25 protein-coding genes are annotated in these 25,694 nt (G+C 60.7%); 14 read left to right on the top strand and 11 right to left on the bottom strand.

What is annotated here, in order from left to right:
- The first annotated feature begins 39 nt into the window (after positions 1-39).
- Positions 40-1,176, top strand: coding sequence for an ISKra4 family transposase (locus tag P0D70_RS08450; protein WP_408184084.1), 1,137 nt, complete (start codon positions 40-42; stop codon positions 1,174-1,176).
- Here the strand turns inward: P0D70_RS08450 and P0D70_RS08445 are convergent.
- From P0D70_RS08445 to P0D70_RS08420, 6 genes are all read right to left on the bottom strand, one after another.
- Positions 1,139-1,393, bottom strand: a complete 255-nt coding sequence (locus tag P0D70_RS08445) for a lipase family protein (protein WP_408184083.1) — start codon at positions 1,391-1,393, stop codon at positions 1,139-1,141. The two genes, P0D70_RS08450 and P0D70_RS08445, sit on opposite strands and share 38 nt — an antisense overlap.
- Positions 1,394-1,602: 209 nt before the next feature.
- Positions 1,603-2,379 (bottom strand): Rossmann-fold NAD(P)-binding domain-containing protein, encoded by a 777-nt coding sequence (locus P0D70_RS08440; RefSeq protein ID WP_408184082.1) that lies wholly within the window; start codon positions 2,377-2,379, stop codon positions 1,603-1,605.
- A gap of 5 nt (positions 2,380-2,384) precedes the next feature.
- Positions 2,385-2,840, bottom strand: a complete 456-nt coding sequence (locus tag P0D70_RS08435) for a RidA family protein (protein ID WP_408184081.1) — start codon at positions 2,838-2,840, stop codon at positions 2,385-2,387.
- A 118-nt stretch (positions 2,841-2,958) separates the two neighbouring features.
- Complete coding sequence (locus P0D70_RS08430; protein ID WP_408184080.1) at positions 2,959-3,174, bottom strand: hypothetical protein; 216 nt, start codon at positions 3,172-3,174, stop codon at positions 2,959-2,961.
- Between the two features lie 223 nt (positions 3,175-3,397).
- The gene (locus P0D70_RS08425; protein ID WP_408184079.1) at positions 3,398-4,186 is read right to left on the bottom strand and encodes an alpha/beta fold hydrolase; all 789 of its coding nucleotides are present in this window, start codon (positions 4,184-4,186) and stop codon (positions 3,398-3,400) included.
- Positions 4,187-4,631: 445 nt separating this feature from the next.
- A complete protein-coding gene (locus P0D70_RS08420; protein ID WP_408184078.1) occupies positions 4,632-5,603 on the bottom strand; it encodes an AraC family transcriptional regulator in 972 nt (323 codons plus the stop codon).
- A 338-nt stretch (positions 5,604-5,941) separates the two neighbouring features.
- Between P0D70_RS08420 and P0D70_RS08415 the strand changes: the two genes are divergently transcribed.
- Entirely contained in the window at positions 5,942-6,799 is an 858-nt protein-coding gene (locus P0D70_RS08415; protein WP_408184170.1) for a DMT family transporter, read from the top strand.
- A gap of 278 nt (positions 6,800-7,077) precedes the next feature.
- Here the strand turns inward: P0D70_RS08415 and P0D70_RS08410 are convergent, their stop codons facing one another.
- Positions 7,078-8,757 (bottom strand): ABC-F family ATP-binding cassette domain-containing protein, encoded by a 1,680-nt coding sequence (locus tag P0D70_RS08410; protein ID WP_408184077.1) that lies wholly within the window; start codon positions 8,755-8,757, stop codon positions 7,078-7,080.
- Between the two features lie 334 nt (positions 8,758-9,091).
- A complete protein-coding gene (locus P0D70_RS08405; protein ID WP_408184076.1) occupies positions 9,092-10,039 on the bottom strand; it encodes a LysR family transcriptional regulator in 948 nt (315 codons plus the stop codon).
- A gap of 128 nt (positions 10,040-10,167) precedes the next feature.
- Here P0D70_RS08405 and P0D70_RS08400 point away from each other — a divergent pair, with 128 nt between their 5' ends.
- The 3 genes from P0D70_RS08400 (at position 10,168) to P0D70_RS08390 (ending at position 13,404) form a co-directional block, all read left to right on the top strand.
- Positions 10,168-10,902, top strand: coding sequence for an SDR family NAD(P)-dependent oxidoreductase (locus tag P0D70_RS08400; protein ID WP_408184075.1), 735 nt, complete (start codon positions 10,168-10,170; stop codon positions 10,900-10,902).
- 71 nt (positions 10,903-10,973) lie between these two features.
- Positions 10,974-11,573: an NADPH-dependent F420 reductase gene (locus tag P0D70_RS08395; protein ID WP_408184074.1), complete on the top strand. Its 600-nt coding sequence runs from the start codon at positions 10,974-10,976 to the stop codon at positions 11,571-11,573.
- A gap of 307 nt (positions 11,574-11,880) precedes the next feature.
- Positions 11,881-13,404 carry a sensor domain-containing diguanylate cyclase gene (locus P0D70_RS08390; protein ID WP_408184073.1) on the top strand — a complete coding sequence of 508 codons (1,524 nt, stop codon included), beginning with the start codon at positions 11,881-11,883 and terminating at the stop codon, positions 13,402-13,404.
- An 85-nt stretch (positions 13,405-13,489) separates the two neighbouring features.
- Here the strand turns inward: P0D70_RS08390 and P0D70_RS08385 are convergent, their stop codons facing one another.
- Positions 13,490-13,768, bottom strand: coding sequence for a hypothetical protein (locus tag P0D70_RS08385; RefSeq protein ID WP_408184072.1), 279 nt, complete (start codon positions 13,766-13,768; stop codon positions 13,490-13,492).
- Between the two features lie 466 nt (positions 13,769-14,234).
- Here P0D70_RS08385 and P0D70_RS08380 point away from each other — a divergent pair, with 466 nt between their 5' ends.
- From P0D70_RS08380 to P0D70_RS08360, 5 genes are all read left to right on the top strand, one after another.
- Positions 14,235-14,516 (top strand): hypothetical protein, encoded by a 282-nt coding sequence (locus P0D70_RS08380; RefSeq protein WP_408184071.1) that lies wholly within the window; start codon positions 14,235-14,237, stop codon positions 14,514-14,516.
- 153 nt (positions 14,517-14,669) lie between these two features.
- A complete protein-coding gene (locus P0D70_RS08375; RefSeq protein ID WP_408184070.1) occupies positions 14,670-15,578 on the top strand; it encodes a LysR family transcriptional regulator in 909 nt (302 codons plus the stop codon).
- A gap of 115 nt (positions 15,579-15,693) precedes the next feature.
- Positions 15,694-16,563 (top strand): class II aldolase/adducin family protein, encoded by an 870-nt coding sequence (locus P0D70_RS08370; RefSeq protein WP_408184069.1) that lies wholly within the window; start codon positions 15,694-15,696, stop codon positions 16,561-16,563.
- 84 nt (positions 16,564-16,647) lie between these two features.
- Positions 16,648-17,952 (top strand): MFS transporter, encoded by a 1,305-nt coding sequence (locus P0D70_RS08365; RefSeq protein WP_408184068.1) that lies wholly within the window; start codon positions 16,648-16,650, stop codon positions 17,950-17,952.
- A 302-nt stretch (positions 17,953-18,254) separates the two neighbouring features.
- Positions 18,255-19,007, top strand: coding sequence for an AraC family transcriptional regulator (locus tag P0D70_RS08360; RefSeq protein ID WP_408184067.1), 753 nt, complete (start codon positions 18,255-18,257; stop codon positions 19,005-19,007).
- Between the two features lie 22 nt (positions 19,008-19,029).
- On the opposite strand, the gene P0D70_RS08355 is transcribed toward P0D70_RS08360, so the two are convergent.
- Positions 19,030-20,607 (bottom strand): DHA2 family efflux MFS transporter permease subunit, encoded by a 1,578-nt coding sequence (locus P0D70_RS08355; protein WP_408184066.1) that lies wholly within the window; start codon positions 20,605-20,607, stop codon positions 19,030-19,032.
- A 325-nt stretch (positions 20,608-20,932) separates the two neighbouring features.
- Here P0D70_RS08355 and P0D70_RS08350 point away from each other — a divergent pair, with 325 nt between their 5' ends.
- The 3 genes from P0D70_RS08350 to P0D70_RS08340 all read left to right on the top strand — a co-directional run bounded on the left by P0D70_RS08350 (position 20,933) and on the right by P0D70_RS08340 (position 23,930).
- The gene (locus P0D70_RS08350) at positions 20,933-21,592 is read left to right on the top strand and encodes an alpha/beta hydrolase (RefSeq protein WP_091809247.1); all 660 of its coding nucleotides are present in this window, start codon (positions 20,933-20,935) and stop codon (positions 21,590-21,592) included.
- Between the two features lie 218 nt (positions 21,593-21,810).
- Entirely contained in the window at positions 21,811-22,863 is a 1,053-nt protein-coding gene (locus P0D70_RS08345; protein ID WP_091807970.1) for a rod shape-determining protein, read from the top strand.
- A 281-nt stretch (positions 22,864-23,144) separates the two neighbouring features.
- Complete coding sequence (locus P0D70_RS08340; RefSeq protein ID WP_408184169.1) at positions 23,145-23,930, top strand: alpha/beta fold hydrolase; 786 nt, start codon at positions 23,145-23,147, stop codon at positions 23,928-23,930.
- Positions 23,931-24,071: 141 nt separating this feature from the next.
- Here P0D70_RS08340 and P0D70_RS08335 read toward each other — a convergent pair whose 3' ends face one another.
- Positions 24,072-24,473, bottom strand: a complete 402-nt coding sequence (locus tag P0D70_RS08335; RefSeq protein ID WP_408184065.1) for a hypothetical protein — start codon at positions 24,471-24,473, stop codon at positions 24,072-24,074.
- 432 nt (positions 24,474-24,905) lie between these two features.
- Between P0D70_RS08335 and P0D70_RS08330 the strand changes: the two genes are divergently transcribed.
- Positions 24,906-25,694 (top strand): citrate/2-methylcitrate synthase (locus P0D70_RS08330; protein ID WP_408184064.1); only part of this gene is annotated, 789 nt, incomplete at its 3' end.

Genomic DNA, 25,694 nt, shown 5'->3' with positions numbered 1-25,694 from the left:
GGGGTATCGTATCCCTAACGACGAGACCCAGGAGCCACCATGCGATGCACGATCGCTCTTGAGTTCGATAACGGCGACGGGAGTGTGGTAAAGCGGGTTGAGGTCATGCGGTTGCACAGGCCCATCGACGACCAGACGCCAGGAGACGTGGGATTGTCACTCAGTGAAGGCAAGTCCTTGCTCAATTGTGTGCAGCAGGAGTTCGTTGTCGAGCAGATCGAACGTTTTTGCGCCTCGCATAGATCCTGTGTGGATTGCGGCGTCCAGCGTCGTCTGCATGATAGTCATAGCTCGGAGCTGAAGACCGCGCCAGGAAAGGTTTACTATTGCCGCGAACGATGGAAGGCCTGCAATTGCAAGGGTTCCGGCAAGGAAAATCGTGCAGAAGCCGGGAACCGGCCGTCGTCGATCGCAGTCGTCGTTGCTGCTTTGGGCAAAGCCGGTAAGCAGCCACGAGTGTGGGCTTCCGCCATGCCGCGCACCAGGCGACTGAATCAAGAAATGACACGATTCCGCGAGGACAGCGGATACGGGGATCCTAATGAAGTCGTTGTCCTGACTGATGGAGCTCGGGACTTGGCCGGCGTCGCTAATGATCTCCCATACGATAACAAGTGGATTCTCGATTGGGCACACATCGGGCGCATGTTGCGACGCGTTGAGCAGGCTATCGCGCCTCTGGCATATGGGCGACTTACGGACAGTGGATCAGCGTTTGAACTGTCGGATCTGTTTGTCCGCTTCCGCCACTACGTTTGGGTCGGACGTACTGCCGCCTGGCAGCAGTTTGCAGCTAGACTTGCTCACTTGCTTGATCTACGTGAGACACGGGATCCAGCAGTGAGCAGCCACGTCAGGAAAGCGAGCAATAGCCTCTCGAATGTGGTCACGTATCTCCTTAGCAACGCCGAGTCGCTGATCGACTATCGCATATGGCAACGTGCGGGAGGACGAATCTCCACCGGCTTCGTCGAATCGTCAATTAATCGAATCGTTGGCCGTCGAATGTGCAAGAGCCAGCATATGCGCTGGAGTCGCGTGGGGGCACACAGTGTCGTGCAATTGCGCGTCGCGTTGTTGAACCAGGAATTCCACGAACTCGCGCGACGACAGTTTCCGTGGATTGGACAGCGACGTGTTACGTGGCCTTGGCAACGAACTTCCCAGTCTTCTTAACGGCTTCGTTTTGGACAGCCGTGGCATTGAGCCCCGCTGCCTGCAATCGCGATATCACTTCCGTCCAGCACGACCCATCAGCGAACAACCCATGCACGAGGACGATATTGGGCGCCTTCCCCGAAGCAGGCGTTGCTGCTACGCTGCGAGTAGAAATAAGCGACGCGGCAGCGCCGGCAACGAGGGCGGCCGAGAAGTTACGTCTGTTGATCGTCATGACCCGTCTTCCTTCTTAAAGTTGTCTGCCTGGTGAAATGTGTCAGGCGCCGCATTTGAATATCCGCGTCAACTCGCTTTCCTGTTGGCATCACTCTTTCGTTAGGCAGGCTAAAGACCAACATCCGTGGTGTCGGTGATACGTTGCCGATCGCACGTTGAACTCTGCTGGTGTGTCTGTAGCAAGGGATCTGGACACTTTTGTCACGACTATCCAGGTACTTCGCTTTTTGCTTCAGGCGCCGGCGGTACGGGTAGGATGATCTCCGAAGCCACCTTCCAGTCCTTGCCGATTTTTATCCAGTTGATTAGCAATAGAAACGGCTTGGGGGTTCCGTCCTGACCCGCATAGGAGACCGTGATATTCACTGGCGCATAGGATTGCGCTATGTCCTTCGTCAAGCCGACGACCTTGAATTTCGAATAATCCGGCCGCAGCACGACAGGGCCGGAGGTGCCGATATCGCGCAGCTTCTGATCGATCGCCTCATTACCCCAGAAGCCAGCCCAGTTCCCTTCCGTGGGGATCGCACTTTTGGCGACGAGAAGGGCCGAGGGAGATTGCCAGAACATCTCATGGAGCGCTTTGAAGTCGTGGCGGTTGGCTAGTTGCATGAGATGGCTAAAATCCGATCGAAGTGTGTTCAGAGTCTTCGCGTCCAGGGGTTCCTTGTAGATGGTAGAAGTGCTCGCGAGACATCCCGTAGAGACAGTCAGTGTGACGACAACGGTCAATATCATTTGACGCATGATCAGAGTCCGACGGAAAAATAGATGGTTCGTTTCAATGCTGGGCAACCGTGTGGCGGCCGCATCGCAATGCTTGCGGCGTCCGAACGCGGGCACGGATTGATTGTTCTCGAAAGCAGGACGGCAGTATTCCCCTCCAGACAGCGCGATGTGCGCTCGTTGTGCGGCGGGTTCAGAATCAGGTTTGGCCGGCCGATTGGCTCGCATCAACTGAGCGTCGTCGTGCGGTCGAGCCATGTCCATCACCCCTTCAACTCAAAAATGCTGTCAATCTCAACCGGGATGCCCATCGGCAACGAATGCACGCCCAGTGCGCTTCGAGCCGGCAGATTGTCTTGCCCAAACAGCGTCAGCAAGAGGTCACTGGCGCCATTGGCCACGTGCGGATGCTGGGCGAACGACTGTTCTGCACGCACGTAGACTGTTAGCCGGCTGCATCGCTTGACGTTGTCGAGTCCGCATGCCTCATCGACACAGGCCAAGATCATGAGCATCGTTAGGCGCGCCGCGTCTTGAGCTTCTTCAAGTGAAATATCGCGGCCCACCATTCCGACGATTGGCTTGCCATCTTGGAAAGGGCCGAGACCGGATACATATAGTTGGCTTCCCGAAACGGAAACCGTTCGATAGGAGCCAAGCGGGTTGATGGGCGCTGGCAAATTTAGGCTCGCTTGCGCGAGCCGGTCAAATACGTTCATGTTCGGTCTTAACGTTAGGTGAATAGAAATAGATGTGGCCTGGACTTATCGCGACGCAGTGAACTCAAGCATCCGATACAGCGAACGACAGTCGTCGGTTGCGGCTTGATTCCGCGTATCAAAATGAATCACTGACTCGCGCATTGGCGCTGTTCTTGCGGATGGTCGCCAAGGCTCCGGCCAGACCGAGGTGGCCCTCGAGCGCCGCAGGGCGGTTGGCCATCAGACGAAACAGATTCGGCGTGACACCCAGTTTCTTGTTGATGGCTTCTAGGAAGGGCTGGGAAGCAGCGAGTGCATCTGCGATCGTGGCGGGTATCTGAAGACGGGACATATCGGTTCTGCCTTTGGAAACAAGAGAAACTGTCGTAAACAACCGATGCGTATGCTTCTTTCTGAAAGAGCATGCCGGTGCAGACCATCGAAGAGCGGTCCGCAGGACGGTACGCGGAAGCCCGGATATAGCGAGCCCCCCCGCCCGGAGCAATACACTTGAAGGCAAAGCGCGGGACGACGAAGCCGCAGCGCCTTCGTTTCCTGGACCAACCGCGAACCGGCTATTTCGCAGCAGCCTCGATCGCCTTTGCCAGGCCGTCGGGATCGGTGAGGAACGGCGTATGACCGGTCTGCAGGGTGTACTCTGCTCTCACGGAGGTTGCCGCAACCATCTTCGCCTGGAACGACGGGCTGATGACCTGGTCCATGGCTGTGTGGATATAGACCTTGTCGATCTGACCAAAGTTGGTGGAAGTCACGTGCACGGGCGTAGCTAGCGGGCTCACGGGTTCATCCAGAATCAGATTCGGGATTGCCTTGCGCAGTTCGTCAGGACCTCCATTGGCAAACAGATCGGCGCGTGCCGAATATTCGATGGAGGCAATGCCCTTTTCCTTGTCGATCTGCAGGTGCGGGCCGATCCTGGCGTCGGCATCCTTGTTGGCCATCGACACGAGCGAATCGCCGTCTTGCGGCAGGTAGGCCGCAACGAAGATCAAGGTTTTGATCTTCTTCGGTGCCGTTTCCGCGGTGTCGGCGATGACGATGCCGCCGAAGCTGTGACCGACCACGACTGCTGGGCGATGGAATTCGTTCAGCGCTGCGACCACGGTGTCGCGATAGAGGTCGAGGCTCACCTTGTCCGGCGTGGCGGGCGCGCCCGGACGACCTGGCAGTTCAACCGCCACAACCTTATAGCCATCGGTTTGAAGCCTGGATGTGACATGCCCCCAGACCTGGGCGTCTTCGAAAGCGCCGTGGACCAGAACGATCGGGGGCTTTTGCGCAGCCATCGCACTGGTATCGAACGCGAATGCTGAAATGGCAAGAGCAGCGAGCAGGAGTTTCATCTATATTGCTTCCTTGACGAGACATCGGTGCCGATGTCGTGAATTGGAACCTGGCTTTGAAAAGATCCGTGCTATACGACGGTGACGCTGGCGACCGCACTCGCGCTTCCGATCCAGACACATGACGCAAGCGTGGGTGTTGCAACGAGAAGTGTTATCGCAAACTGTCTGATCTGCTTGAGCATGAGAGATCCGAACCATAGTGCGTGAGAGCCTTCCTCCGTTCCGGATACGGGAGGACCTTGGCTATCCACTCTAAAGAACGTGTCCAGGACTGACCATATCCCGGCGTCTGATTTGCATGATCTATCGTCCGATCAACGCACCCGGGCAAGCTGAGCAGATCGAGTCGCTTGGGGATCGACGCGATGCCATGCCATTGAAACGAAACTACCGCACTGACAGCTTCAACTGACGAAGCGAGCCAACGGCGTGACAAGGGCTGTCAAAGGAGTTCCGAACTTCGTGCGACAAAGGCGCCTGTCTGTTCGATTCGATGTGCGTCGCGCGGTGAATAGCCGAACTCCTCCTTGAAGGCGCGACTGAAGGCAGCCTCCGAACCATAGCCGGCAACGTGGGCCACTTCGGTCACCTTCAAGGTTCCTCCGCGTAGCAAGTCTGCCGCGATCGTCAATCTCCACCGTGTCAGATAACGCAACGGTGGAAGCCCCACCACCGCCGTAAAACGATCCGAAAACATCGATCGCGACATCATCGCTGTCTCGGCGAGCGCCGACACTGTCCATGGACGGTTAGGTTCCAGATGCATTGCGTTCAACGCACGACCGACGCGTTCGTCGCTCAGTCCGGACAGCCAGCCGACCCGATCGCCTTGCCGGCTGACCCACATCCGCAAGGTGCGGATAACTAGCAAATCAATAAGCCGCGAGATCATCAGCGATGATCCTGGGCCCGCGCTACGCGATTCCACGTCGAGAAAATGCGAGATGGAGGCAAGCCAAGGGGGTTCGCTGACTTTGTCGCATGTCAGATGAATCAGCCCGGGAAGCCCGGTGAGCAAAGAGCGCAACGGCGCCCCGTCAAAATAGAATGATCCCGCAAGAAAGGATCCTGCCATTCGATCATCAGCCGCCCATTTGAACGTCTGAACATCTCTGCTGAGGGTAAAGTCCACCGCCGCCTCGAAGCGTTGATGTGCTTTTCCGCCCGGCTCGCTTCGAATCGTGTGTCCATCCGCATGCGGCAAAAGAACGAAGTCGCCTGACCGCAGCGTCACGGAGGGTCCATTGCATTGAGACACAGACAGTTCGCCGGTACGCAGATGCAAAAAAGCCGCCGGTCCGGGCGGAAAAATCACTTCGGTGGAACTGCCCAGTTTGCCGTGGAAAACGTGATCCCCGCGAAGGCGAATCAGCTTGAGTATCTGGGACAGGACATCGGCGTGCTCGGACGGCATGAGTTACTCCTTTAGGGCATATTCACAAGACCGCGCCCATCAACGATGTGTGCAAGGTCAAGAGACTATCTGCTACTTTAGGGCCAGCGGCGCACCGGACACGCCCCTTCCGCTATGCGAACATATCTTCGGCGGAACGACCGCCACGCCGGGCGGGTTGTCCGATCCTGCCTTGGAAGCAGTCGTTCAGGTCTCGGGGGGCGAAGCACTGCAACGGATCGACACGAGCCGATTGCAAAAGGCCGCGCTCGGGCAGAGGCGACCGGTCACCGACGCTCGTACGGGCAGCGCAATGGCCGGATACTGGCGGAAGATTCGGGGGTTTTGGGGGGATGTCTGTGTCGCCCGTGCGTGTCACTGTGCTGACGCTGCTTGCAATGGTCGCGTTTGCAGCGAACTCGTTGCTATGCCGGCTGGCCCTTAAGGGCACCGGCATCGATGCAGCGAGTTTTACGTCGATCCGTATCGCGTCGGGCGCCCTCGTGCTCTCGATGATAGTGCGGCTCCGGGGCGGCAGGCTGGGCGGCGCCGGAAACTGGCTGTCGGCGCTGGCGCTGTTCGCCTATGCGGCCGCATTCTCGTTTGCATACCTGAGCCTGCCGGCGTCCACTGGGGCCCTGCTTCTGTTCGGCGCCGTGCAGACGACAATGATCGGCTACGGCATCCGAAAGGGCGAACGCTTCCATTGGCGGCAATGGATCGGATTGACATGCGCGTTGGCAGGCCTTGCGGGGCTGCTGCTTCCCGGTCTCTCCGCGCCACCTCCCGGAGGCGCTGTCCTTATGCTCGGCGCCGGCGTCGCTTGGGGCATCTATTCGTTGCGCGGCAAGGGCGCGGGAAATCCCACCGCGGTGACGGCCGGTAACTTCCTGCGCGCAGTCCCACTTGCCGCGGCGCTCAGCGCCGCCATGTCCGCCCACGCTTCGATTGATTACGCCGGTTTCTGGTACGCAACGGGTTCCGGCGCAGCGGCCTCCGGCATTGGCTACGCCATCTGGTACGCGGCGTTGCCCGGTCTGAAAGCCGGCAACGCGGCCACGGTGCAGTTGAGCGTGCCGGTCATCGCGACGCTCGGCGCAGCCGCATTTCTTGGAGAAAGCGTGACCATCCGAATCGTGTTGGCCTCGGCGGCGATTCTCGGAGGTATTGCCCTGGTTGTGGTGCGTCGGGGAACCCGGCACGCCAGGCGGCCGTAAGAGGGCGGTGGGCGATGCGGATTTATCGGGACTGACGATCGCGCTTGCCTCTTTCCACGCTCTCCCGCGCGGACTTTGATGTTTCTCCATACGTAGTATGGGCAGACAACAAAGTCGCGCTCGCTGCAGCACAGCGGTCGGTCGGAAACTAAAATCACGAACGACCGCTGTGGCATCGAAGAAGGCGTATTTTTCGGCTCTAAGGCGCCTTCGACTCGATGCGAATGCTACGGCAGCTTCCAGAATGGAACTACCAATAGTTACCGCAGGCAGTTACCTCAGGCGATGACCTTCTGCTCTCCGGCAGCCTGCTCGCGCATGCGACGGGCTTCGTCGCGCAGGAACTCCTGGTAATCGTCCAGATCGCCGTCGAATGGCTCGACGCCACCCTTGGTGACGAGCCAGAACTCGTCACATACCGCGCGCAGCAGGGACCGGTCGTGACTGACCAGCATCACCGTGCCTTCGAATTCGTTGAGTGCCATGCCTAGCGCTTCGCGTGTGGCCAGGTCGAGGTGGTTGGTCGGCTCGTCGAGCAGCAGCAGGTTGGGGCGCTGCCACACGATCATGCACAACACGAGCCGCGCCTTTTCGCCGCCGCTCATCGTGCCGACCGCCTGATGGACCATGTCGCCACTGAAACTGAAGGTGCCGAGGAAGGTGCGAAGCGATTGTTCGGTGCCGCTCTGGCCGGGGGCGCGCATGTGCGCTGGCGTGTCCTTGGCAAGACGGATCATGTGTTCCAGCGGCGTGTCGAGAGGACGCAGCACGTCGAGTTCCTGCTGTGCGAAGTAGCCGATGTTCAGGCCTTTGCCTTCGCTGATTTCGCCGGTAATCGGCGCCAGCTCGTGCGCTACTGTCTTCACCAGCGTGGACTTGCCTTGGCCGTTGGCACCGAGAATGCCAATGCGCTGCCCAGCCAGCACGGACCGGTTGATGCCCCGCACGATAACCGTCGGCGGCGTGCCCGGAGGCGCGTCGGTCGGCGCCGGGTAGCCGAAGCTCGCGTCCAGCATCGACAACAGCGGGTTCGGGACGTTGAGCGGCTCCTTGAACTCGAAGGTGAACTCGGCGTCGGCAAGCACAGGTGCGATCTTTTCCATGCGTTCGAGCGCCTTGACCCGGCTCTGCGCCTGCTTCGCCTTCGAGGCCTTGGCCTTGAACCGGTCGATGAATTTCTGCAGGTGGGCGATCTTGTCCGCCTGCCGGGCCATCGCGGCCTGCTGCAACAGCAGTTGCTCAGCGCGCATCTCTTCGAACTTGCTGTAGTTGCCGCCATAGCGAACGAGCTTGGCGTTGTCGACGTGCACCGTCACCTGTGTCACCGCGTCGAGGAATTCGCGGTCGTGGCTGATCACGACCAAAGTTCCTGGATAGCGCTTGAGCCACGCTTCCAGCCAGACCAGTGCGTCGAGGTCGAGGTGATTGGTCGGCTCGTCGAGCAACAGCAAGTCGGACGGGCACATGAGCGCGCGCGCCAGTTGCAGTCGCATGCGCCAGCCGCCGGAGAAACTGTTGACCGGCTGGCTAAGCTGCGCGGCACTGAAGCCAAGGCCCAGGATCAGTGCCTGGGCACGCGCGGGAGCATCATGTGCGCCGGCGTCGTGCAGGGCCATGTAGGCGTGCGCCATGCGCATGCCGTCGTCGCTGGCCTCGGCGGCGGCGACTTCGGCCTGCGCGGCCAGCAGTAGGGTGTCGCCCTCGATCACGAAGTCGGTCGCACTTTGCTCGGTCTCCGGCATCTCCTGCGCGACCTGGCCCATCTTCCATGCAGCGGGAATCGAGAATTCGCCGCCGTCTTCGTGCAGCGTGCCGTTGAGAAGGCCGAAGAAGGATGACTTGCCGGCGCCATTGCGGCCGACAAGGCCAATCTTTTCGCCGGGGGTGAAGGTGACGGATGCGCGGTCGAGTACGACATTGACGCCGCGGCGCAGGGTGACATTACGGACGGAAATCATAAGGAGCTACTTCGAAGAGGATAGGCATGATAGCCCACCGGACGGACAGGGCTGTTTCTTTTCTGGCCGTGCGGGTGGAGAGCGGCTTTCGCTTTGCGGTGCCGAGGCCACAAAGCGAGGCGGGCACTGGCGCGGCGGGCGGCTGCCGCTCGTCCCTTTGCAGTCGTTGGCGCTCCGGTGGTGGTGAATGTCGGCGTCCGACAAGCGTGAATGAGTCTTCGCGACCCGTTGCAGCCGTTGAAGATTTCAGAACGCGCGAGCCGTTTATCTACCTTGCGGGCATCCGTCGTGGAGCAGCAGCCCTTGCTGGCGGTTGCTCAGGCGTAGCGGCCTTTCACGCTTTTTTGCCCGCGCGTGAGACGGAGCGTTTGCTGGCACCCTTTGAAACGCGATGACGATTGCCCAGGAGCGCAACCAGCCGCGTCTCGCAGTCGGAAAACGAGTATCCGCGCCGCTGCGAGATCATGAACGTGAGGGCGCGCATGTGCCATGCGCGCCGTTGGAGTTCGACAAGTGTTCGGTTCACGAGGTCTTCTGCAACCAGATGATGCGGCATGTGCCCCCAGCATAAGCTGCCCCTGAGCAGATCGTGCTTCGCACCAAGGTCATTCACCAGCCACTGGCGTTCACCGGCGACCCCCTGTTGTGTCTTTTCCGCATCGGGCTGATTGTCGGTTACGACGAGCTGGATGTGCCGGCCAAATTCCTCCCGCGGGATCGGCCCCGCGATTGCGGCCAGCGGATGCGATGGCGCACAGACGGTCACCATTTGCGCTTCACATAGATGCTGCCTTTCTATGGTACCCGGGCTCAGTTCCGGCACGTCGGTGATCGTCACCGCCAATGCGCACGTTCCTTCGAGAACCAGGCGCTCGCCGCCTTGCATGGTCGTCATGCGCAGATTGATTGCGACGGTTGGAAAGTCCGACTGCAGCCTGCGCAGGCATTCAATCAGGTGCGCGCGCGGAAAATAGGTGTCCACTGCAATAGATACCTGTGGCACCCCGGCTTCAGCAATGGCAACCGCGCGCATCTTCATTTCCTCGGTGCGTGCAATCACCCCACGAGCATCAGGTAGAAGGCTACGGCCCGCTGCCGTGAGCGTCGCTTTGCGCGCGTTGCGTTCGAACAGCAACACATCGAAGGCACTCTCGAGCGCGTTGATCGCGTGACTGATCGCTGACTGTGCACGCCTTAGCTCCCGTGCAGCCCCGGAAAAGCTTCCGTGGTCACACACGGCAACGAAGGCCCGAAGTTGATTGATCGTGACGTTGTCGAGCATAGGTATCCAAAGAGTAGATGGCAATTATAAATATTTAGTCAATTGGCTTCATGCATCAAGACCTCCAGAATCGAGCTTGTCGCTTTTGTTTCGGCGCTCCAGACCAACTTCAACGAAGGATGCATGACATGAACAGACTGAATGGAAAGACCGCCGTGATCACCGGTGGCGCTACCGGCATCGGCCGCGCCGCAGCAAAGCGCTTCATCGAAGAAGGCGCCTTCGTCTTCATCTTCGGCCGGCGGCAGGAAGCCCTCGACGCCGCTGTTGCCGACCTCGGGCCCAATGCCCGCGCGGTGAAGGGCTCGGTCTCCGATCTGGCCGACCTCGACCGACTTTACGCGGCGGTAAAGGCCGAGCGCGGAATCCTCGACATCGTTTTCGCCAATGCCGGGGCGGGAGGCCAGCTTGCGCTAGGCAAGATCACCGCCGAGCACATCGACGAAACTTTCGACACCAACGTAAAAGGTACGATCTTTACGGTACAGAAGGCGCTGCCGCTGATGGGCAAGGGCGGTTCGATAATCCTGACCGGATCGAGCGCCGGTACCACGGGCGCCCCGGCAATGAGCGCCTACAGCGCAAGCAAGGCGGCAGTCCGCAACCTCGCACGGAGCTGGGCGGAGGACCTGAAGGGCACCGGCATCCGGGTCAACGTGCTGTCACCCGGGGCGACGGCGACCGAACTCGCGAAGGAAGCGCTAGGCGAGGAAGGCCAGAAGGTCTTCGCCTCGATGACTCCGCTCCAGCGCATGGCCGATCCTGCCGAGATCGCAGCGGCGGCCGCCTTTCTCGCGTCGCCGGACAGCAGCTTCATGACCGCCAGCGAGGTTGCCGTCGACGGCGGCCTTGCACAACTCTGACACACTACGCCCGCCGGTCACTCCATTCGATATTCGGAGCCCGTAGGGTGTCGCACACCAAAGGAAAACCTATGACCTACGCAATTATTGGCTTCGGCAAGATCGGCCAGGCGCTTGCCAGGGCGTTTGCCCGACGCGGCATCGAAGTATCCGTTGCAACCACTCGCGACCCGGAAAGCTATGCATCCGCTGCGGCCGCGATCGGATCCACGATCATTCCCAAAAAACTGGCGGAAGCGGTCAAGGCGGACATCGTTTTTCTGGCTGTCCGTTTCGAGTCGTACCGGGATGTGGCGAAGGCGCTGCCTACCTGGAAGGGCAAGATCATCGTCGATGTCACCAATGCCTACGGCGTGCCACCTGAGGAACTGGGTGGGCAACCTTCTTCCAGGGCCGTCGGGCAGGCCTTCACTGGTGGAAGACTGGTTAAGGGATTCAATCATTTGGGCGCCGCCGTCCTGGAACAGGATCCGGCAGTACATGGTGGCAAGAGAGTCGTGTTCCTGGCGAGCGACGATGACGGCGCCGCAACGGAGATTGGTGCGCTTGCGGAAAATCTCGGTTTCTCGCCGATCAAACTGGGTGCGCTTTCGGAAGGAGGACTGCTTGTGCAGGCGCGTGGAAATAGCTGGGGGCAACTGATCTTTAAGGACCTGATCAAATTCGACTGATGAGCCGTGGTCGCAATTTTTCGATGCGATCCTGCCTCGTAGGCAAAGGGCTAAGGGTCAAGCCTGCCGGGGCAGATGTCCAGTTACTCAACTGCCCATAACCAAGGTCAACGGCCGCGGTAGAAAATTGCTAGCCGGAAGCGCAGGGGCCTCTACTTTTTACGGTCTTTGCCGTAAACCCGGTCATCGGCTAGCCAAGACACTCGGGCATTCCTTTGCCGCACGACCCGCTAAACCGAATCGATAATCTCGCCACGACCGCGGGACGACGACGTTTGCACCGAGTGTACTCAACACAACATTAAAAGTGTCTGTTTCTATTACCACCGGAAAACTGGCCGTTCTCGCAGGCCGACATCCCTTGATTGTCGGCGTGCTAGGTAGCCTGATGGCAATAGTCGTGATGGCAATCAGCCTGATCACGCTTCTCGCCTCGCGTGACGCAACGGTCGACCATGCTCATGAAACGTCGCGAAACGTCACCGCAGTCCTGGTCAGCAACATCGCCCGGACTATTGAAACGTCAGACAATTCCCTTCGCGCTCTCGTCGCATCGCAAAACAAGCCTGCCATCCAAACTATGGATCCAGGCCTGCGTCACGAATTGCTCTTTGATCGGACTGCTGCCGAGTACGTCACCGGCATGGGGGTCACAGATGATCGGGGGCGTCTGATCGACGGCTGCTGCTCGAGCGCCCATACCTGGGATTTCAGCGATCGTGACTATTTCATTACACATCGCCAGTCGGCGAAGGTCGGGCTATATGTGTCATCGGTCTACCGGGCACGGTCACGGCCTGGCGCGCAGTCGATTGCGATGACGAGAAGGATAAGCCGGCCCGACGGGTCATTCGGCGGCGTAGCGATTGTTGCCATTGACGTCGAATACTTCAAGCAACTGCTTGCAAAGCTCGACGTGGGGCCAAACGGTGTCACTGCGATCGTTCGCACGGACGGCACGCTGGTGGCCAGAAATCCCCCAATCAGTCATGACAGACTGGTCAATCTGGGTAATTCACCGACGTTTCCGCGTATGGTGAACCATGATTCCGGGTTCTATGCGGCTCCCTCGATCTCGGACGGGGTCATGCGCCTCTATACATTTCAGCGTGTTCCCGGGACGCCGCTCATCGCCGTTATCGCGCCTGCGGAGAACGACGTACTGGCTTCCTGGAAACGACTGTCATGGATAGTCGGCATCTCAGCGTCGTCCGTTAGCCTTGCGTTCTGCACGGTGGTCTGGCTCCTTGCCTTTGCGTTGCGAGACCACGCAAAGGCTCAGGAACTGCTTAGAGAACTAACGCAAACCGACCCGCTGACAGGGCTCAAGAACCGCCGTGCTCTCGACCATGTCCTCGAAAACGAGTGGGGAAGACTGCAGCGCAGCGATGGTTCCTTGTCGCTGCTGTTCGTCGATGCGGATAACTTCAAACAATACAATGACACGCACGGTCACGCTCAAGGTGATATTGCACTGAAACATCTCGCGGAATGTATCAATCGACACGTGCGTCGTCGTGGCGATCTCGCCGCGCGATATGGCGGCGAAGAGTTTGTGGTCGTGCTGCCCAATACGGACAAAACGGGAGCGGCTCAGATCGCTGAAGCTATACGTCAGGAAGTTGAGCGTGCTCGGCCGGCAGTATCATCCGGGGCACTCCCACATTTCACGGTGAGCATTGGGTGCGCGACCGGTCGACGCTCATGTCCATCGTCACTAGATGAATTGACGAATTCAGCTGATCTGGCTCTGTACGCGGCCAAAAAGAATGGAAGGAACGCCGTCGTCTCTGCAGGCGATATTATTGCGCCGGCTCAGCCGCAGGGCTGATGACACTTCTTGATTGTGGCTGTCTCATGCTGACGTCGCAGCGGCCGGTCGTGGAAGAATGCGACCGGCCGTTTAAGGGTTGTTCTCAACCACCACGGAACTGCGCGTCGATGCTTTCTCCAGCAGGGCCGTGATTAACCGGCGGCTGCGCCGGCTTCGGCTCGCCTCCTTGCATAGGATCGTCCACTCTCACAATCCCTCGTTCATGCGGAGAGGGCGATTTGCTGACGACGGGCTTCGCCAATGCACCCTTGGTGTGGTGGCAGAACGGTGCAGCTTTCTTGCAGGGGGCTGCCTCGCCAGACGAAACCCATATAGCGGCGCTAGCGACCAGCAGGCCGACAGCGGTATTCATTGCGCTCATGACGAACTCCACGTTTCCGATGCATTGACGGCGTACGTCGGAGCTTTTCGTGGTGTTTGTCCGGCGTGCGTCGATGACGTGCCAATATCAGCAAGACGGCGCAGTTCGCCTTTTTCTGAACTCGATCATCGAGTTCGATAGTCATGCGCCACGTTTGCAACGGTGCATCTCCTCCAGATTCTGGCCACGAAAGGCAACGTGAAATTCACTGTGAGCGGTGCAGTGAAGAACCGGTGATAGGGATCGTCCTTATTACGAACATCGATTGGCTGCATGAGGATTGCGAATCGATTGCTCCGTTGCCGTCCTGTAGTCTTTGGTTCGGCGTGCATGCCTTGCAGACGCTTCCGTACAGGCGCGCACGCGGATGCTCAATCCGGCATCACATGTTCGGCATGTCCGGAATGCGTAACCTGTTGTCAAACGCTTCGGAGAGCCTACGACTGCATCTCATGAGGTAACCGCCATGGACCGTTCTGAATTCCTGCAGGCTTCGCGACAACTAGCAGCGGCGGCGCAAATTCTGGCCACAACCGGTCCGCAGGACCGGCGGGCAGATGCACTCCGAATGCTCGAACTCTTTCGCCGGAGCGATGAGACCGGCACCGTTTCGCATGTGGTTGCGACATCTAACGACGAGCTGTTTGCAAGCACTGGCGCCGCCGCCCTTACCATGGCGGGACGCAATGAATTTGCCGCGTCGCACGCTCTTCTTGAACAGGCCAGGTCACTTTTGACCGGCGCATGAAATCAGCCGCGGGCAACGAGCCCGTGCGCGCGCGGCAATCGATCGCCCTGAACCGGCAGGGCGTAACGCACGGAATCTTGCGGCGGAAATCGTTTTCGTCATATCGTCCTCAAACGGGTCGATCAGGCGGCCCGGTGTACGGGGATTCGAAAAATGAAAGACGAAAGATTGCTGGAAATGCGCGTCTTCAAAGCGGTCGTCGAGGCCGGGGGCTTCACCGCCGCGGCGAATATGCTTGGCGTGAGCCAGCCCTTCGTCAGCCAAAGCGTCACCAGTCTGGAGCGCAGGCTCGGCGTGCAACTGCTGCATCGTTCAACGCGCACGCAGCGGCTAACTCATGAGGGCGAGCGCTTTCTCTCGTCCTGCAACGACATTCTCGACAGCCTGGAGGAAGCGGAGGCGCAGGTCCGATCCAGCGAGCCGACCGGCAATCTGCGCGTCAGCGCGCCTCACGCGTTCGGCATGGATCAACTGGTCGCCGCGTTGCCCGGGTTTCTCTCGTCCTACCCGAAGCTGGGCGTGCATTTTTCCCTGTCGGATTCCAACGTCAATCTGATCGAGGACAACTTCGATGTCGCGGTCCGCATGGGCCGGCTGCAAGACTCCTCATTGCGCAGCCGGAAGCTCTGTGACCTGCAACGAATCGTCGTGGCTTCGCCGGGCTATCTCGCCGCGCACGGCACGCCCGTGACTCCGCTCGGCCTGACGAGGCACGCCTGCCTGACCTGGGAGTCACCGCGCGAGCATCTGAACCAGTGGCCGTTCATGATCAACGGCAGGCTCGAACGGGTCGCCGTGCAGGGTAGTTTCCGCAGCACCGACGGCACGACGCTGTTTCAGCTGTGCGTGGCGGGCGTGGGCATCATGCGCCTCGCGGAACACCTGGCATTGCCCGCGATCCGCCGGGGTGAACTGGTGCCGCTGCTATCGGAGTACCAGGCCAAGGATGACACCGCGATCCACGTCGTCTATCTGCCCGAGCGCCAACTGGTCCCGCGCATCCGCGCCTTTATCGACTACTTCGTCGAAGTTTTCCGCGAGCCGCCCTGGCAGAAACCCTAGAAGCCGGGGATTTATATGGGAGCGTAATAAATCCTATTGTCCGGCGCGCCTAGATCGGCGACCGGTGTTTCCTTATCGTTAGCGACATGCAATCACTGCTGACACAGGAGACACCATGAGCACCGGCACTGGAAAAATCGATATCAGCGCGCAGCAGGCCGAACTGCGCCGCACGATTTCCCATCCTTCGAACAATTCCATTTACCGGCCGAAGCAGGCTGGGTTGAAGTTTCCCGAGCTGCCCGACTTTTCGTCCTTTGCCCAGGAGCGCCAGCACCGCAAGGAACGCCTTGTCGCCGCATGCCGCGCCTTTGCGCTGCACAATCTCGACTACGGTTTCGCCGGCCACCTCACCGTGCGTGATCCCGAGTTCCCGGATCTGTACTGGACCAATCCCATGGCCGTGCATTTCTCCCAGGTGAAGCTCTCCAACCTGATTCTCGCCGACCATACCGGCAAGGTCGTGGAAGGCAAGTACGCGCTCAACCGCGCCGGCTTCGTGCTGCATGCCGCGGTGCATGAAGCCAATCCCGACATTGTCGCGATGTGCCATGCGCACACGGTCTACGGCACCGCGTTCGCGGCGCTCGGACGTCCGCTGGACCCGATCACCCAGGATGCCGCTGCCTTCTATGAAGACCATGTCGTGATCAAGGACGAGGCCGGCGCGGTCGCGGTCGAGGAACAGGCCGGGCTGTCGGTTGCCGACTACTTCAAGAACGTCAAGGCGGCCATTCATCAGAATCACGGCCTGCTGACGGTGAGCCGCCACAGCATCGAAGCCGCTGCGTTCTGGTTTATCGCGCTGGAGCGCTGCTGTCAGCAGCAGTTGCTGGTCGAGGCCACCGGCATCAAGCCGGTCATGGTGCCGCAGCACAGTTCGCGCTACAGCCGCGAACACGTCGGCAGCGAATACATCGGCTGGCTGCATTTCCAGCCCATTTATGAGCAGCTCGTGCAGACCAGCCCTGACATGTTCGACTGAACGGCCAGCATAGGCCGTCACATACACAACAAGCCGCGCTGGCGCGACCACGAAGCGCGCCGGCCGTGATTCAAGGAGACAACGATGTTGAAATCCGCTTACGGCGATGTCGTCACGCCAGCCAACTCCGAGGACCGGACCTATGCCAAGGTGACATGGCGGCTGGTTCCGTTCCTCTTCCTCTGCTACGTCTTCGCGTACCTGGACCGCGTCAACGTAGGCTTTGCCAAGCTGCAGATGCTGACCGACCTCAAGTTCAGCGAAACGATCTACGGTCTGGGCGCGGGAATTTTCTTTATCGGCTATTTCATTTTCGAAGTGCCGAGCAACATCGCACTGCATCGTTTCGGCGCGCGGAAGTGGATCGCCCGCATCATGCTCAGCTGGGGAGTGCTGTCCGGTGCGATGATTTTCGTGACGACGCCCACCGCCTTCTACGTGCTGCGCTTTCTGCTTGGCGTCGCTGAAGCCGGCTTCTTTCCGGGCATCATCCTTTACCTGACCTACTGGTATCCGTCCTCACGCCGCGGAAAGATCACCGCGATGTTCATGACCGGAATTCCGATCGCGGGCGTGATCGGCGGCCCGCTGTCGGGCTGGATCCTGAACAGCTTCAGCGGCGTTCACGGCATGGCGGGCTGGCGCTGGCTGTTCCTGCTCGAAGCGCTGCCTTCGATCATCGGCGGCATTGCCGTGCTGCTTTACCTCGACGACAGAATCAGCGCGGCAAAATGGCTCACCGCCGAAGAAAAGTCGCTGCTCGAGACGGGCCTCGCGAACGAGTCTGGGCACATCGAGGTGCATAGTGCGAGCGGCGCATTCACCAACAAGCGCGTGTGGGTGCTGTGCCTGTGCTACTTCGGCATCATCATGGGCCTCTACGGCATCAGTTTCTGGCTGCCCACGCTCATCAAGGCCTCGGGCGTCAGCGACGCGTTCAACGTCGGCCTGCTGACGATGATCCCTTACGGCGCCGCGGCCATCGCCATGGTGCTGCTGGGACGCAGTTCGGACCGGAGCAAGGAACGGCGCTGGCACGTGGCGCTGCCGGCCGTGATCGGCGCAATCGGCCTCGTGGCGAGCACGCTGGTGGCCCACAACGTCGCGTTGGCTGTCGGGTCGTTGACCTTTGCCACGATCGGCATTCTCGGCGCGTTGTGCCAGTTCTGGTCGATTCCGCCTGCCTTCCTGGGTGGCGTGGCAGCGGCCGCGGGCATTGCGTTGATCAATTCGGTCGGTAACCTGGCAGGTTTTGTCAGCCCCTATCTGGTCGGCTGGATCAAGGATATGACGCACAGCACCGACGTGGGCCTGTACTGCGTGGCAGCTTCGTTGCTCGTGGCGGCGGCCATTGTGTTGACAATGCCCAAAAGCGTGGTCAATCGCTAGGGAAACGGCTTCGCGGCAGCATTACCCGAGATGCCGGATGTACCGGCGGCCACCCGCTTCGTTGCAGTCGGTGGCCGCCGATTGACTATGGAAGCACCTGTTCTCGGGCGCCTGTCATTGGCACAGAACGAGGAGAGCGCAAGTGCGCGGTCTGCCTCCTTAGCTCCGAATGCCAGCCTCTCGTTGAAACCTGATTCGAATGTCCACGTGAGCCGCCGCAAGCGGCACTCACGTCGCGCCGCGGCCCGGCTATGCTAATCTTGCTGCCTTTCCGGCAGTAACCGGGCAAAACGGACACCACGATGGAGATTCTTGATCCAGACGGCGTCGAGCAACCGGCGTTCGTGATCGGCGAGCACCACGAGACACTGGATGAGCCGTTGAGCGCCTCTCGTCGCGCGCGGCTGATGCACGTGAGCGCCGGGGTGCTGATCGTGCGCACGCAGACCGAGCGCTGGGTCGTGCCGCCGGGGCACGCGGTGTGGATGCCCGCGGGCGTGCTGCACCGGCTGTCCGCAACCAGTCCCGTCCGGTTCTATTCCCTCTACGCCGGCATGGATGCCATGCCGCTCCCGCCGCAGCACGCCGTCGCCGTTGTGCCCGATCAACTGGTCGCGGCTTTACTGAACGCCGCGGCTGATCTGCCGCACGACACCCCATTCGACGAACCCGCCGCGCGACTCGTGCAAGTCCTGCTGGACCGCTTGCCGGGTCTGCCCGCCGCGCCGCTTGGGCTGAACTGGCCGCGCGATCCGCGTGCCCAAAGCATCGCCGATGCGCTGAGCACCAATCCCGCGGACCCCGCAGTCCTGGAGGAACTGGCTACGGCGGCGGGTGTGACGGCGCGCACGGCAGCGCGCCTGTTCGTCAAGGAAACGGGACAAACCTTCGGGCAGTGGCGCCAGCAGCTTCGCCTGCTGGTCGCGTTGGAGCACCTCGGCGCCGGCGCGAGTGTCACGCAGGTGGCGCTCGAGGTGGGATATAGCGACGTGTCATCCTTTATCGCGATGTTTCGGGACGCATTCGGCGACACGCCCGCACGTTATTTCCGCTGACGCAGCGCGCTTGCGAGCGCTGTCAGTGCGCGCCCGCCGCATCCGGGCCGCCGCCGCCCTTGGCCGGCCGCGTGATCCAGATCAGCGGAATGATCAGAATGAAGATGACCGCCGAGACGAAAAAGATATCGTTCAGGCCCATCATGGCCGCCTGCGTGTTCACGGTGAAATCGAACAATGCATGGGCGGATTGCGGATTCAGATGCAGCAGCGATTGGGTCGAATCGATCTGCTGATTGAACACCGGATTGTTGACGGAGGCCTGTTCCGTGAGTCGTTCGTGATGCAGCACCGTGCGGTTGTTCCACTCGTTGCCAGCGATCGAGGTGCCCACCGCGCCGCAAAACACGCGCGCGAAATTCGATAGGCCGGCCGCCGCGGGAATCTTGCTCGGCGGCTGGCCTGACAGAATGATCGAAGTCAGCGGCACGAAGAACAGCGCCATCGGAATGCCTTGCAGCAGCGTGGGTATCACCAGATGCCACGTATCGATTTCGATCACGTATTTCGAGCGCATATAAAACACGATTGCGAAGCCGATGAACGCCAGCGTGGCGATCACGCGCGCGTCCGAGCGCGGCAGGACGCGGCCCATTACCGGCGCGAGCAACACCGCGAAGACGCCGAGCGGCGCGGTCACGAGACCGGCATCGACGGAACGGTAGTTCAGGTACTCCTGCATCCATTGCGGCAGCAGCACGAGGTTGCCGAAGAACACGCCGTACGCGACCGAAATGGCAATCGTGCCGCCAAGAAAGTTGCGTTGCTGGAAGAGCCGTAAATCGACGATCGGATTTTCCTCGGTCAATTCCCACACGAGAAAGAACGCGAAGCTGATGATCGCGGTGATGCCGAGAATCACGATTAACGGCGACGAAAACCAGTCGAGGTCCTTGCCTTTGTCGAGCATGATCTGCAGCGAGGCGACCCATGTGATCAAGAGACCGAGCCCGACCACGTCGATAGGCGGCTTGCGCGTCGGCGACTCGCGGGTGCGGTAGATCATCCACGTAACGCCGGCCGCGAAAATGCCGACCGGAATGTTGATGTAGAAGATCCACGACCAGCTGTAACTGTCAGTGATCCAGCCGCCGAGCGCCGGTCCCGCAATCGGGCCGACGGTCGCGGTCATTGCCCATAAGGCGAGCGCGGTCGAGGATTTCTCCTTCGGATACGAGCCGAGCAGTATGGCTTGCGACAGCGGAATCAGCGGACCGGCCACGGCGCCCTGGAAGATCCGCGCGAGCAGCAGGATCGGCAGCGTCGGCGCGATTCCGCACAACCACGAAGCCAGTACGAACATCAGAATCGCGCCGACAAACAGCTTCACCTGGCCAATGCGTTGCGTGAGCCAGCCGGTGAGCGGAATGGACACGGCGTTGGCCGCGGCGAAAACCGTGATGACCCACGTGCCTTCGTCGACCGAAACGCCGAGGTTGCCGGAAATGGTTGGGATCGCAACGTTCGCGATCGACGTGTCGAGCACGTTCATGAACGTGGCGAGCGCGACGGCAATCGTGGCCAGCACCAGCTGGCCACCCTGCAGCGGCGGTGGAGGTGCGGGCGGCGCCGAGGCAGGCGCGGAAGTGGGCTGGCTCAAACGGTTCTCCGGATCGGTGTGCTGCGAACGTGCTGCGAGAGTGTTCTGCTTGAATGTTCTGTGTGAGTTTTCTATTGCGCGCCCGCGCAGTGCGGGCGGCCGCTGGTGCGCTGAATGCTCGCAAAAGCATACCTGTATTCACGTCGGGACGTCGTCGGCGCATGCAAGGCGGAGGGCGGAAACAAATCCGGCGGCGTATGCTCGCGGCTGAGGCGGCGTGTGAGCGCGTGGCATGTCGGCGGCGCGTTTTCGCACGTCGATAGCCGCGCCGTGCATCGCGCATGCGGAAATATCCACGACGAATCAACAGAGAAAAGGAAACGATATGACCTGGGAGCAATTCGAACACGGCTGGCGGCGAGCGCCGGTGACTGCACCTGCCAGGGGGCTGGTGGTGCTGATGCATGGCGTCGGTAGCAATGCTCGCGACCTGATGCCGCTTGCGGACATCTGGAGCGACAGCCTGCCGGACGTGGCGTTCACTTCGCTCGACGGCACCGACGCCTTCGAAGGCGGCTTCGGCGGACGTCAGTGGTTCAGCCTGCGCGACGTCAACGAGGGCAATCGCGAGGCGCGCGTCGCCGCAGCCTATCCGGCGCTGCGGCGCATGCTCGAAACCGAGCTTGCGCACTGGCAGTTACCTTTCGGACGCCTTGCACTGGTCGGTTTCTCGCAAGGGTCGATCATGGCGATGCATCACGTGGCGACGAGTGCGGAAGGCGCGGCCGGCGTGGTCGCGTACTCGGGGCGGCTTGCCTCGGTGATCGTCGCGCAGAACGGCACGCCGCTCACCCTGATCCACGGCGAAGACGACGAGGTGATTCCCGTACGGGAACTCGAATACGCTGCCGACACCTTCAACAACGCCGGCTATACGGTGGACGCCTATGCGTTGCCGGGTATTGGCCACACGATTAACGCCGACGGCGTCGCGCTCGGCCAGGAGGCGCTGGAACACGCGCTGGGCGCTTTGTCGCGCGGCTGACACGGCCCTGATTGAAAAACGGCTCTAAAGAATCCGATCTGCTTGCCGTTAATGGCTCATAAGCATGAAAATCACCCCCGCCGCGCGGACCGCGCAACGCCAGGCAGGACGTCCTCTCAACGGGACTTCCTGCGGGTGTGCCGAGCGGCTCGGGTGACCGGGGGCGCATTTTCCAGACTGCCCGGTATGGGCGGATAACGACACATCAGAGCCTTCCTATGGCCAGACCGACGCCGCATTACCCGCTTTTCGATCGCTTGTTCCGTCATTCCGTGACGGTGGACCTCGGCACGGCCAATACCCTGATCTACACCGACGACGGCGGCATTGTGCTGAACCAGCCGTCCGTGGTGTGCTTCCAGAAAGAGGCCTCGGACCGGCCGAAACGCGTCGCGGCCGTGGGCACCCAGGCGCGCCAGCTTCTCGGCCGCGAGCCGGCCAATCTCGAAGCCGTGCGGCCGATGCGCCACGGCGTGATCGCCAACTTTTCCGCGGCCGAGCACATGATCCGGCAATTCGTCGACATGGCGCGCCCGCGGCCGCTGTTCAGCCGCCGCGCCGCGTTCACGCTGTGCGTGCCGGCGGGCGCGACCCAAGTCGAGCGTCGCGCGATCAAGGAGGCGGCCGTGGCGGCCGGCGCGTGGAAGGTGAGTCTGATCGGCGAATCGCTGGCATCGGCGGTCGGCGCCGGTCTGCCGGTGTCCGAGGCGACCGGTTCGATGGTGGTCGATATCGGCGGAGGCACGACGGAGGTCGGCGTGATCGCGCTCGGCGGCATGGCGTATAGCGGTTCGATTCGCGTGGGCGGCGACAGCTTCGACATGGCGATCGTGAGCTATGTGCGTAATCTATACGGCGTGCTGCTCGGCGAGCAGACCGCTGAACACGTCAAGAAGAACATCGGCTCGGCCGTGCGCGACGTGCCGCGTGAGCATATGAACGCGACCGGACGCAGCGTCGACGACGGTTTGCCACGCACGGTTCAACTGAGCAACCACGATATCGCCGATGCGATCGAAGGGCCGCTGCGCCAGGTCATCGGCGCGGTCAAACGCGGGCTCGAAACGGCGCCGGCGGAACTCGTGACCGACATTGCCAATAACGGAATTGTGCTGACGGGCGGCGGTGCGCTGCTCGGCAACCTGAGCCGCCGCCTGACGAGCGAGATCGGCCTCGAGGTGCGCGTCGCCGATGAACCGCTGACGTGCGCCGTGCGTGGCGCAGGCACGGCGGCCGCAGCCGGTCTGCTGGACGAACTCGCTTACGAATGATTTCCTGGGCCCCTCGCGGGATCCGTCGCGCGGCTGCTTCGGCATCGCCCCAGTCCAGCCGCTGAATCGGGCGGCCACATCGAGCGACCGGCTGTGTGACAATACGCTTCGCATCCCAATTTCAGGGATGCATACGCGTTTCTTCTCCCCATTCCATTTCGAGCCGGCACAGCTTGGTCAGGCGTTGCCGCGCTGTCCGTGAACCAGCCGTGAATCAATCCGTTGCCGTTTCGTCGCCGTCGTCATCATCGCGTTTCATCGAATTGCGAAGCGGTTTGCACATGCCTTACGTGGAAGCCGGTGAGGGCGAACTGCTGCTGTTCGTGCATGGCTCGCTGTGCGACTACCGCTATTGGCAACCGCAACTCGCGGGCCTGTCGAAGCACTACCGTTGTGTCGCGGTCAGTCTCACGCACTACTGGCCGGCGGCGGATACGGATTCCGGCTTGCCGTTCAGCTGGAGCGAGCATGCGGACGAAGTGGCTGAATTCATCGATCGACTCGGCGCGGGGCCGGCACATGTGGTGGGGCATTCCCGCGGCGGTTGCGTGGCTTTTCACTTTGCGCGGCGTCATGCCCGGCACGTGCGTACGCTGACGCTCGCCGATCCGGGCGGCCCGTTGCAGATTGCCGGCCGGCTGCCCGCGAGTCTGCCGGAGACGGCCAATACGTTGCGCGCGAAAGCGGCGCAACTGATCGAAAGCGGCGAGGTGGAGGCCGGTCTGCAACTGTTTGTCGATTCGGTCAGCCGGCCCGGCTTCTGGGCCATGAGCACACCGGGCTTTCGCAGGATGGCGACCGACAACGCGCATACGCTCGCCCGTCAGTTTCGCGATCCACTGCCTGCGTATGTTCCGGAGGAAGCCGCCGAGGTGCGTTGTCCAGTTCTGCTGATCGACGGCGAAAAAAGTCCCGATATGTTCCGCCGGACCGTGGCCGCGCTGCAAATCTGGTTGCCGGATGCGCGCCGCGAAACCGTGCGCGGCGCGTCGCATGGGATGAACCTCGCGCATCCGGCGGCGTTCAATCGCTACGTCGACGAGTTCATTCGCTCCGTGAGCGTGTAACGCGGCGTACCGCGCGCATTACGGCCGCGTAAAGATCGTGCAATGACTGCACGAAGGAGGCCGACCCCGGTGTCTGGCTTTCGCGTTTGCAGCGAACTCAGCGCACCGGCACGGCACCGGCAGCGATTCAAACGCCCGATATCACGGCTTGCGATGCGCGTCTTTGTCGAGCGCACGTTCCGCCGCTTCGCCGACGAGGCCGTGGTAGTACAGATGCACGCCGATCGCGAGTGAATCGTTGCGAATTTCGTGGAAGGCTTTCCACGCTTTCACGGGGTCCTTGAACAGCAGATAGTGCGCTTCGTCCGAGATCAGATCCGCGACTTCATGCAGACCGTGACCGTGCAACACGTTCACGAGCGTATCGAGGCTGCGGTGCGTGCGCGCGTCGGTACGCGGGTAGAGCATATGCAAGACCGCTACGTCTTGCGTTTTCAGCGCCGCGGACAATGCGACGACGATATCCTGGTGGTTCAGCGCGGTGACGATGTTTTCGTCGCTGTGCACATGATCCGGAAATAGCGTTTCGAGAGATGCGTTCATCGGGTCCTTCCTGTTCTTCTGGCTGATTAAAAAGGCCCGCCATGAAACGGCGGGCCAAAGACAGCGATGTGTTCGCAGGGGAAGCAAAACACGGATTCAGTATCGCAGATGCACCCATGCCTTCGCAGTCCGGCTGCCGCAAAACATTGTTGCAGTAAGTGTTCCAGCTTTCATTTTGCTGGCAGTCCGCAAGCGGGCGCGGCGCGTCGACGCGTGCGACGTTGGTGCGCGTTTCGCGGCAAATTGCAGCGCGTTCCACGGAAAAAAGGCAACGAATGTTGCGTCGGTCGAGATGGATTGTTGCAGTCAATCGTCGCAATTCGGAGCCCTGCGGACTTTAAAATGCGTACCGGAGCCTGAGCATGCCGAGACGTTCAATGACGACCGGACATGCCGGCACGTGTGCGATGTGAAAGTAAAAGGAACATGTAGATGGACTCGAAGACACACGCAACGCTGAGCTTTTCCGACAGCGACAAGACTATTGATCTGCCGATTTATCAGGGCACGCTTGGACCGGATGTGATCGACATCCGCAAGCTGTACGGCCAGACCGGCAAGTTCACGTACGACCCGGGCTTCATGTCCACGGCGGCATGCAATTCCGCGATCACCTATATCGACGGCGATAAGGGCGAGTTGCTGTATCGCGGGTATCCGATCGACAACCTCGCGCAGAATGCCGACTTCCTCGAAACCTGCTATCTGCTGCTCAAGGGCGAACTGCCGAACGCGCAGCAGAAGGAAGAGTTCGTCAAAACGGTCACGCAGCACACCATGGTGCACGACCAGATGCACTTCTTCTTCCGTGGCTTCCGTCGCGACGCGCACCCGATGGCGATTCTGGTGGCCGCCGTCGGCGCGCTGTCGGCGTTCTATCACGACTCGCTCGACATCAATAACCCGGAGCACCGTGAAATTTCCGCGATCCGCATGATCGCGAAGCTGCCGACGCTGGTGGCCATGGCGTACAAGTACACCGTGGGCCAGCCGTTCGTTTATCCGAAGAACGATCTGTCGTACAGCGCGAATTTCATGCGCATGATGTTCGCCAATCCGGCCGAAGAGTACAAGGTCAACGACGTACTGGTGCGCGCACTGGACCGTATCCTGATCCTGCACGCGGACCACGAGCAGAATGCCTCGACCTCGACCGTGCGTCTGGCCGGTTCGTCGGGTGCGAATCCGTTCGCGTGTATCGCCGCCGGTATCGCGTGTCTA

The organism is Paraburkholderia sp. RL17-381-BIF-C (assembly GCF_046026435.1).
Lineage (GTDB): Bacteria > Pseudomonadota > Gammaproteobacteria > Burkholderiales > Burkholderiaceae > Paraburkholderia.
This window is presented reverse-complemented; position numbering and strand designations above follow the sequence as displayed.